The sequence below is a fragment of the Candidatus Symbiothrix dinenymphae genome (genome assembly GCF_001431085.1).
This window is the reverse complement of the sequence record NZ_BBRU01000246.1, coordinates 1-9,165: the sequence shown is the minus strand read 5'-3', so window position 1 is coordinate 9,165 and position 9,165 is coordinate 1. Positions and strand designations below refer to the sequence as shown.

Annotated in this window: 5 protein-coding genes and 1 pseudogene; 1 reads left to right on the top strand and 5 read right to left on the bottom strand. The window is 45.2% G+C overall.

The annotated features are described in order from the left end of the window. Positions 1 to 127: 127 nt before the first annotated feature. Positions 128 to 292 (bottom strand): annotated as a pseudogene (locus ASC50_RS07475) (KilA-N domain-containing protein); the annotation flags it as partial. 111 nt (positions 293 to 403) lie between these two features. Between ASC50_RS07475 and ASC50_RS03360 the strand changes: the two are divergent. Next, positions 404 to 1,369, top strand: a complete 966-nt coding sequence (locus tag ASC50_RS03360; protein WP_158648356.1) for an IS1634 family transposase — start codon at positions 404 to 406, stop codon at positions 1,367 to 1,369. Positions 1,370 to 1,475: 106 nt separating this feature from the next. Here ASC50_RS03360 and ASC50_RS03355 read toward each other — a convergent pair whose 3' ends face one another. The 4 genes from ASC50_RS03355 to ASC50_RS03340 all read right to left on the bottom strand — a co-directional run bounded on the left by ASC50_RS03355 (position 1,476) and on the right by ASC50_RS03340 (position 9,116). Continuing rightward, a complete protein-coding gene (locus ASC50_RS03355; protein ID WP_082592066.1) occupies positions 1,476 to 2,639 on the bottom strand; it encodes a DUF4998 domain-containing protein in 1,164 nt (387 codons plus the stop codon). Between the two features lie 31 nt (positions 2,640 to 2,670). Then, positions 2,671 to 3,858: a DUF4959 domain-containing protein gene (locus ASC50_RS03350; protein ID WP_082592065.1), complete on the bottom strand. Its 1,188-nt coding sequence runs from the start codon at positions 3,856 to 3,858 to the stop codon at positions 2,671 to 2,673. Positions 3,859 to 4,005: 147 nt separating this feature from the next. Beyond that, positions 4,006 to 6,003 (bottom strand): RagB/SusD family nutrient uptake outer membrane protein, encoded by a 1,998-nt coding sequence (locus ASC50_RS03345; RefSeq protein WP_056928708.1) that lies wholly within the window; start codon positions 6,001 to 6,003, stop codon positions 4,006 to 4,008. 20 nt (positions 6,004 to 6,023) lie between these two features. Next, on the bottom strand, positions 6,024 to 9,116 hold the full coding sequence (locus ASC50_RS03340; RefSeq protein ID WP_226995370.1) for a SusC/RagA family TonB-linked outer membrane protein: 3,093 nt from the start codon (positions 9,114 to 9,116) through the stop codon (positions 6,024 to 6,026). Positions 9,117 to 9,165: the final 49 nt, after the last annotated feature.

The window sequence follows — 9,165 nt, the reverse complement described above, 5'->3', positions numbered from 1 at the left end:
GCCCACCATATCCTCTCAACGCAGCCTTTTCCGACTTTCCACCTCTTGCAACACACTCATTTGCTGGATGGCTATTTGGTTTAGTTTCACCAGACGCTCGCTTTGCGCCAGCCCGTCATCAATGAGTTTTGAATGCTATATCTTTATGTGCATAAGTGCCACCATATCTGCCTGATTTTGAGATTAAACCGATAGCGTTAGTCCGGTCTATCCACTTTTGTGGCGACAATGTAAAAGCATTTAATCCGGCATCTTTTCTAAACCCCTCGAATTCGAGGGGTTTAAACGGGTTTTACTTCATCAAATCGCTAACAATCAAACAATTATGCCAAAAAAGCTGCATTTTGTAGCAACTAATATTTAAGTATTTTTAACATTTAATTATTTGGTTGATAATAAAATAATGTGTACTTTTGTAGCCTCAAACGAAATTGATATGTATATACAACGCAATCGTACGAAAGGGAAGGCAGGGAAAATCTATACTGCCACGCTTCTTTGCCATAAATATCGCGAAGAAGGCAAGGTGAAAACGAAAGTTCTTTGCAATCTTTCGCTACTTCCGGAAGAAACAATAGTGGGCATTGAACGGATGTTAAAGTCTGATAAAGAGGGACTTATACCGATTAAAGAAGTTGCTGTCGGCAAGTGTACTGATTACGGCTATCTGTTTTTTGTGCACCAAATAATGAAACAATTGCGGATAGACGAGGTGCTGGAAAAGACACTTCCGAGCACGCATGCCGCCCTTGTGATGAGCATGATTTTGGGCAAATTGGTTACCGGAGGCAGCAAATTGAACATCTACAACTGGCTGAATCGGGAGCCGTATATTGCTGATTTACTTGGATTTAACAAGCCAAATATGAAAGTGGACGATTTGTACAGTGCTTTGGGTGCACTTGCGTTTCGCCGAACAAAGGTGGACAAAAAGTGGTTTCAATATCACAAGGTCGCCGGTCGCCGCATCTACCTGTACGACATCACCAGCACCTATTTTGAGGGTACGCAGAATGAATTGGCGGCGTTTGGGTACAATCGGGATAAGAAAATGGGAAAAATGCAGATTTGCATTGGTTTGATTAGCGATGCGAATGGTTTTCCGCTCAAAGTGGAGGTTTTCAAGGGCAATACAGCCGATAGCACCACGGTTCCCGAGCAGATAAAGTTGCTAAAAAATGAATTTGGCGTTGATGAGGTCATCTTTGTTGGCGACCGCGGCATGCAAATTATTCACCATCTGAATGCAAATGAGTGTGTTGCAAGAGGTGGAAAGTCGGAAAAGGCTGCGTTGAGAGGATATGGTGGGCGCTTCGCTTGTACGGGGTTATCGAAATTATACCCCATCCGGGGTAACTGGTCACCGTAAAATTTTGAGGCATCTGCCCGGATTTCAATGCTGTATTTCCCGGCAGACAGATAATTATAGGGGCGCACACACAGGTGCGCCCCTACAATTTCCTATCTACGGTCTGCTAATCCGTATAAATATCCAACCGCGAGAGCGAATTATAGGGAGCTCTATTGCCATCGGGCAGGTACAGCAGCAGATAGCGTCCGCTAGTATCAGTGCCCGACGGTATGTCAAGCGTTTCACTTTCATACAAGGGAGAAGAATCGTATGTGAAAAGAACATTTCCAAGATATTGCCAAGGCGCGACAACAGGATTGGCCGGGGCATCCAGGGTAGCACTGACATAAATGTTGACGTTTTTCGTATCTGTATTACCTAAGCGACGAAAGAGTTCTATTTTAACGATATTACTGTGCGACTTACCCATGTCAACAACAATCCAATGTGGATACTGATGAACTGTACCCTGATACCCTGAATGCCAAAAAGTAGTCGGATCATCGGTGAGTATGGATTGCATACCTCCGCCGTCGTTTACCTGTTCTGACGAACAGAGAACCGCGGTCATGTGGGCTTTATTCAATAGAATGATTGCGGGGAATGGAGTTTCGTATTGCTGCCAAGCCGTATAAAAAGTATCAATGGCAGTCGGTTCAGGCAGAAAGGAAGAGCGGTAAGTCACTTGGGATGCCGATTTTGCATTCGGCAAGATAGTAGTAGTGGTATCAGCCGGTGTTGTAACGACTGAGTCAAGATTGTCGTTCTTCCGATAGCTAACTTCTTTACTATATAAACCTTCTGACTTCAATGACCATTGTAACATTCCGCCGTCATCGGAGAGCGCAATCCGACGCATGGGTTGGTTCGATAATGAACTTTGATACATTGCCCCGTAGGCAGTGCCAAAGCCGGTGCTAGGCAGAGAGCGGTTTCCGTGAGCATCGGTAGAATAGACTGTAAAATTGTACCCCTTTTCTTCCTCCAACGGCACAGAGACATATACCGTATCTGCACCGGCAGAAAGCGGTGCAGGAAGCAAATAGATGAGTGAATCCTGCGCGTTGTTCCAATACACATCTATGCTTTTTGTATTGGGCGAATTATAAAATGCTATTTTCACCACTACCCTATCTTTTCCTGCCAAAAATTCAACAGACTGGGGCGGGGGCAGATAAACTATTTCGCCGCCTTCGACATATTTTTGATGGAAATCCATCATGCCGTCACATGCCGTTAATGTAATACCGGCAAGTACTGTAATTACTATTTGTTTCATTGTTTTCATTGTGTTTAATTTTTAATTTTTAATTTTTAATTTATTCATCGTATGTCCCAAAAAAGGTAAATTCAGCTATATGAACATATTGTTTATTTTCCCATGTTGCAGCTGAAGAAGGATGCTCGAATCGCAGATAACGTGTCGGTGGCATATCACGCGGAAAATCAAAGCTAAATCCTCGCGCTGCTACACGATTATCGGCTGAGGTGGACTCTATTCCAGCCAATCCCGATGGTTTGATTTCTGTGAAGGTCGCAATTTTTTGCCACTCACTCGCAATTGCGCTTTGAGAAATAGTTTCGGGAATATTCCTAAATACATCAAAATATTTCGGGTTGCCGTTGACGTAATAAGTAGCCATTAACCGATTGTGCACCACCAGTCGACTCAGTTGCGCTTTTTTGCCTAAATCAATGGTATAGCGGACAGGCATACTACTGGGCCGCGAATGCATGATAGTAGAAACATCATCATCAAGCAGGGATTCTTCAAGGAAACCCCAACCGTCCAGCCATGAGTCACCGGGATTTAAATGTACAAGGCTCATGAGTTTTTTGTCTAATTTGTCTTCTTGAAGCGGCGTAAATCCCTCGGGCGAAGTAATCATGTCGGAGGCATTTCCAAAATTATCACTGACTACTAACCCGAATTGTCGCGGTTCGGCTGCATATCCATGAATGATATAATTCACCGTATCTTTATTCGAAGTGAAAATGCTTGCCGTTTGCATTTTGCCATTGCTATCCGGAGTCAAAATTTCAAACGTCAACGTGGTTGAATCCGTATTGACCCAACTAAAATTAGCTCCCCCAAAGTCAGGTTCAATCTTGACGGATTTTACCGTTTTATTTAACGGAGATTCAAGCGGCTGAAACGGCACGGTTACAGGGTCTGACAACTCTTGAGCACGATTAACGGCATAAAGTTGAGCCTCATGCAGCAAGGTATCGGCAAAACCTTCCAATACCAAGTGATTGTCATAATAGAAGGCAGAAGCTTCCCGTTTTGTGCCGTTGGTGATGGTATATACCGCTTTTATTGCCAACAAATCCTCAGAATCGGGAATCCGATAGAAAATATCAGCACCTCCGGGCAATCGATTGACTGTCACCTCAGTAACCACACCCGGTTTGCCATGACTGCTATCAGTAGGTCCCAGCACCTTTTCCTCGCATGCAACCAGTGCAAGCGTCGTAATACATAATACTAAACATCTATTTTTCATATTCTTTAATTTTTTAAATTATTAATTTCTAATTTCTTTTGTCTTGAACCGTGATTTTGTCAAGATTTTCAAGATTACCAAGATATTCGTATATTTGTATTCATCATGCTAATCTTGTAAATCTTGTAAAAATCATGGTTCAGACAATTAATACCCCGGATTTTGTATGAGTTGCGGATTCTTAATTAAATCGCTCTCAGGAATCGGGAAAAAGTAATCGCGCTGTACAAATCGTTGGATATACACCGTCGTTGGAGTGTAATAGCCTCCTTCATCCGTTGCTTTCACGTTCCAGCCCTGTACTACCCGGTTCTGCTCTGTCCTTGCGGTCATCCAGCGGCGGCTGTCCCAATAGTCCTGCCCTTCCAAGGCCAGTTCTATTTTCCTTTCGCGTTGGATAATCTCACGCATCCCTGCTTTTGTCAAAGGCTTAGCCGGAATGGTAGAATAATCTCTCCAACTCTCAACGACACCTTTCAATCCGGCACGCGCTCTCACTGAATCAATTAACTCATATACTTTAGGGTCAGGAGCTCCCCAATCGCCCACTGTACATTCGTTGAGCGCTTCTGCATAGAAGAGCAACAGACCTGAATAGCGCAGGTCAGGAGCCTGATAACCCTGAACTTCATAATAGTTTGCATCATTAAAATGACTTACAAAAGGGCTTAATTTCTTGGGGAAATAACCGGTAGCATTGTAATTGTTTAATGCGCGGAAAGAAGAATAACGACCCCAAAAATTATTCAAATAAGGAGTCTCCTCATCGGTATGAAGCTTATAGGTATTGCCCCACCATTTGCCACGGTCAAAACCCAATGAAGCGTAAAAACGGGGTTCCCGTTCAAAGTTCATTTCTGCGGTTTTTTGCCCTTTTTGAATATAATATTGATGGTCATCTTCGCCCTCACGCACTGCGAAGCGATTGGCATAGCGTCCGCTGTTGAGCCATGCCGTATCCTGCTCAATGGGAACTCCATGGTTGGAATAAAACAAATCAACGGTAGAAAACGGTACACCCAGTCTTCCCGTTACGTTGGAATTACCGGTCTCTACTTGAGCTTGAGCAGCTAACTGCATATCATTCCCGACCCAACCGGATGTATTGCCCCAGATTACTTCCATATTGGAAGCCCAGAGTTCGGCCAAAGAATTGCGCAAGACATTTACCCGGCGTGTAGTATCCGAAATCTTCATTTGTGTAACGTAGTCGGAAGATTGATACAGCCGTACTCCGCCTGCGTCACAAGCCTCAAATGCAATACGGCAAGCTTCGGCAGCCTTTGTCCATCGGTTCGGGTCTTCGGTTTGGTTGAAGAAATGCTCGCCGTTATGGTCCAGAAAGTCGCTATACTCCGTATTGCCGTTGAACAACGGACTTGCCCAATATACCAATACTTTAGCTTTTAAGGCGCAAGCGGCTACATGAGTGAAGCGCCCCAATTCGGAAGTTTTATTGGCAATCGCTATAGGCAAGGCCTCGCTGTTAATCACTTCGTCCAACAATTGAATGATATAGGCAAAGCATTCGTCCACTTTTTCGCGATAGACTTTCACTCCCTGTACGGATGCACTCGTAGAAGTAGTTTCCCGCAAGGGGCAAATCGGTCCATATTGACACAACAACCAGAAGTGCATATAGGCCTTCAGGGTTTTTGCTTCTGCTATCTCCCTGTTTCTTTCCCCAATGGGCAAATCCGTCACTTGTTCGATATTGTCCAGAAACGTATTACATTCCTGAATACCGGCATAAAGCGACCGTGAGCCGGCGCCATCGGTACCTCCCCAATACTGATAATGGGCAGCCCTCGCAGTATTGTTACCCAACGCCACTTGCATGTGGGGTTCATTTTGCCACTCCTTGTTTGACACCATCTCCATAGAGCCTGTCCAGGCAGGATTGGTTGTAAAATTACCCATTCTGGGAAGTGCCCAATAACAACTGCCCAAGTATTGCATCGCCGTAAATCGGTCGGCAAATGCACTTTCAACGGTAGGTATATTGTCCGGCGTTACATCCAGATAATCATCACACGATGGAAAGAGTACCATCACCGCAACTATGAATGTACAGACGTGGCGCGCTACCAATGTACAGACGTGGCGCGCCACGTCTCTACTAATAAATTTTCTAATTGATTTCATATTCTTTATTTTTTTTTTATTTAAAATCCTACATTAAGTCCCACATTAATCACTCTTTGCAGCGGATAGCCTAAGCCATTACCTGCCATTTCGGGGTCCCACAGCTTGAAAGCGCTCCAGCACAACAAGTTGCTTCCGCTAAGATAGATGCGTAAATTGCTCATTTTCATCTTTTCTGACACTTTGCGGGGGAGGGTATAGCCCAATTCTACCGATTTTAAGCGGATAAACGTTGCATCCTGCATAAACCAGGTGCTGCGTACCGTATTGTTTTCAATAGGAGTATTGGCTAAACGAGGCCAAAAAGCATACACATTGCGATTACTTTCCGACCAGTAACTGTCGGCTATCACCTGTAAAACGGCATTTTGCCCTTCTTTACCGTCATTGCCACTACCGTCGTAAGAACCGTCGAGAAACGGCTGTATGCGCCCATTGCCGTCGTTGTTCAGCCAGAAGGACTGGCGTGCCGAGCCTTGAAAAAAGAATGAGGCGTCAAAATCTTTGATTCCTGCCGACAAGCCAAAACCGTAATTGATTTCAGGGACGGTGGGATAGCCGATAGGCACCATGTCCAACTCCGATATTCTACCATCCCCGTTGATGTCGCGATATTTGATGTCGCCGCCCATGACAGTACCAAACTCTTGTTGAGGCGAACCGGCAACTTCCATATCATCGACAAACAAACGCTCGGCAATATATCCGTATTCGGTACTGATATTTTGACCTATTTTCGACAGCCAGGGCGTGGCACTGTAGTCAGGCTCTTCCCACGAAAGAATTTCACTGGTAGCATACGTAAAGGTGCCTCTACCACTGAGCCAGAAATTGGGATTGAACACTTTTTCGTAATTCAATTCCAAATCAACGCCTTGTCCTCTCGCCTCACCAAGATTAGCTTTTACTGCGGGAAGGATACCCATGGTTGCCGGAATAGTACGGTCGAGCAATATATTGGTCCTTTTTTCGTTGAAGACGTCAATATTCGCCGAGAGTCCGTTGACAAACGCTACTTCTAATCCAATATTGGTCTTATAGGATTTTTCCCAACCAATCTCGTCGTTGGCATAGCGCGAAACTTCTACACCTCTCACTTGTCCACCGCCCGTCAGTCCCCAACGGGTATTTTTGTCTATATCCATATCCACTTTCGAGAGATAATAGAAACGGTCTTCATTGCTGCCAATAGCGTCATTTCCTACCAAGCCATACGTTCCTTTCAATTTCAACTGGGAGACAACTTCTTTAACCGGTTCGAAGAACTGTTCGTTGGAAATCATCCATGCAGCACCTATAGAAGGGAAAAATCCCCAGCGATTTTTCTTGGAAAACCGCTCGGAGCCATTGTAGCCAAAGTCAAATTCGCCAAAATAGCGCGTGTCATAGTCGTAGGCAAATCGTCCCGAAACGCCCAGATTGCGGTTGGGCAAAGATAATTGCAGGTCGTCGGCAAGTCCTACTTTCTGCTGACGCATGATATAGACCAACAGTCCATTAATATGATGCGCTCCGGCAAAGGTGTTGTTGTATTCCAACGCCGATTCCAAATAAAAGGTCGTATTGATGTTTCTATTTCCCGGGTTATAATCGAGATCTTCGCCGCCTTCGTTCGGATTCAGCCGCCAAAGACTATACGTGTTGTCCGACATATCATATTCATTGACATTATAGTAAAATGGTTTGTATGAACGGGATACCGAAAATTCGGAAAAACGGTTCATATTGACCATCACCCTGAAAGTCAAACCCTTAGTCAACATTTCTAAATCCTGTTTCACTTCAAACTGCGTGAGGGTCATGTTGGTACTGTAATCCTTGTAGCCTCGCTGCGCTTCGGCATACGGATTTAAGTAATTGCCGGTACCATAATTGCCAAACAAAATATGCTTCGCATAAGCATACTGCTCATCCGGCTCGTAGTAGGGCTTGAACAACACCGGATTTGCCTGCATCACTTTTTTATACATGTCAGCACCTCCGTCAATGGGACCGGTATATTCGTCAAAAGCGGAACTAAGCCTGAATATCAACTCGGTTGATTTAGTCAGATTCACGTTCACATTGGTACGAATAGCATATTTGGTCAAACTGATATTGGTGTTAAAATTGTTTCGGTTATCAATTTTCAAATTGCCGTTATCCTGTGTGATGTTGGCGGCCACATAATAGCGCGCAACTTTTCCACCGCCGCTGATGCTCAAATTGGCGCGTTGGTTGCTGATAACATCGTCAAACATGGTGCTATACCAGTCTGTAGCAGGATAAAGATTGGGATAAAGCCCCTGTTCCGTCATTCGAATTTGTTCCGGCAGATACATCGGCACACCATTCGAATTGCGCGTCAATATCGCTTCATTTTGCATCTTCATGAAAGTGACGGGGTCAGCTGTGGCAATCTTTTTCGTGGGGCTGGAAAAGGAATTTTCTACGCGGACATTCACTCGTACGCTTCCTTCCTTTCCTTCTTTGGTCGTCACCATGATAATACCGTTTGCACCACGCGCACCGTAAAGAGCCGTTGCAGTGGCATCCTTCATGATGGAGAAAGAGGCAATGTCGTCCGTATTGAGTCGGGCGAGGTCGTCGGTGCCCAATTCCACCCCATCAATCAGGATGAGTGGGTCTTTCTTGGCGTCAGCACCGAAGGTGGTGATACCGCGAATAAAGAAGTTGGCATTGTTTTGCCCCGGCTCGCCGCTTTGCTGGTAGGAAATCAATCCTGCCACACGACCGGCAAAAGCGGTGGTGAGATTGCTGCTGGGCACCTTCAAATCCTTCGTGTTGATGGTGGTGATAGAGCCAATCACGCTCTCTTTCTTTTGCTTGCCGAAAGCCACAATGGTGACTTCGTCCAACTCATTCGCTTTGGGCTTGAGCGGAATCACAAAACTCGCCTTGTCACCCACCGCCACAGTGTAGAGGTCGTACCCCAAAAAAGAAACTTCCAAAACATCCGTCGGCGAAACGTCTATTTTGAATGAACCATCCACATCGGTTACTACTCCACGAGAGCTCCCTTTGATGGTAATGGTGGAACCGGGGATTGCATCTCCGGCTTCATCGTACACGAAGCCGGTAATGGTCTTCGTCCCTGACGAGGGAATCGCCACCTCAATAATCTGCGGCGACTCTTGAGGTGCCTCAGTGGCTGCTTCAGCG

Excerpts from the sequence above, each read along its gene's own strand:
- ASC50_RS03355 (WP_082592066.1), bottom strand. The coding sequence starts at position 2,639 with ATGAAAACAATGAAACAAATAGTAATTACAGTACTTGCCGGTATTACA.
- ASC50_RS03350 (WP_082592065.1), bottom strand. The coding sequence starts at position 3,858 with ATGAAAAATAGATGTTTAGTATTATGTATTACGACGCTTGCACTGGTT.
- ASC50_RS03345 (WP_056928708.1), bottom strand. The coding sequence starts at position 6,003 with ATGAAATCAATTAGAAAATTTATTAGTAGAGACGTGGCGCGCCACGTC.
- ASC50_RS03360 (WP_158648356.1), top strand. The coding sequence starts at position 404 with ATGTGTACTTTTGTAGCCTCAAACGAAATTGATATGTATATACAACGC.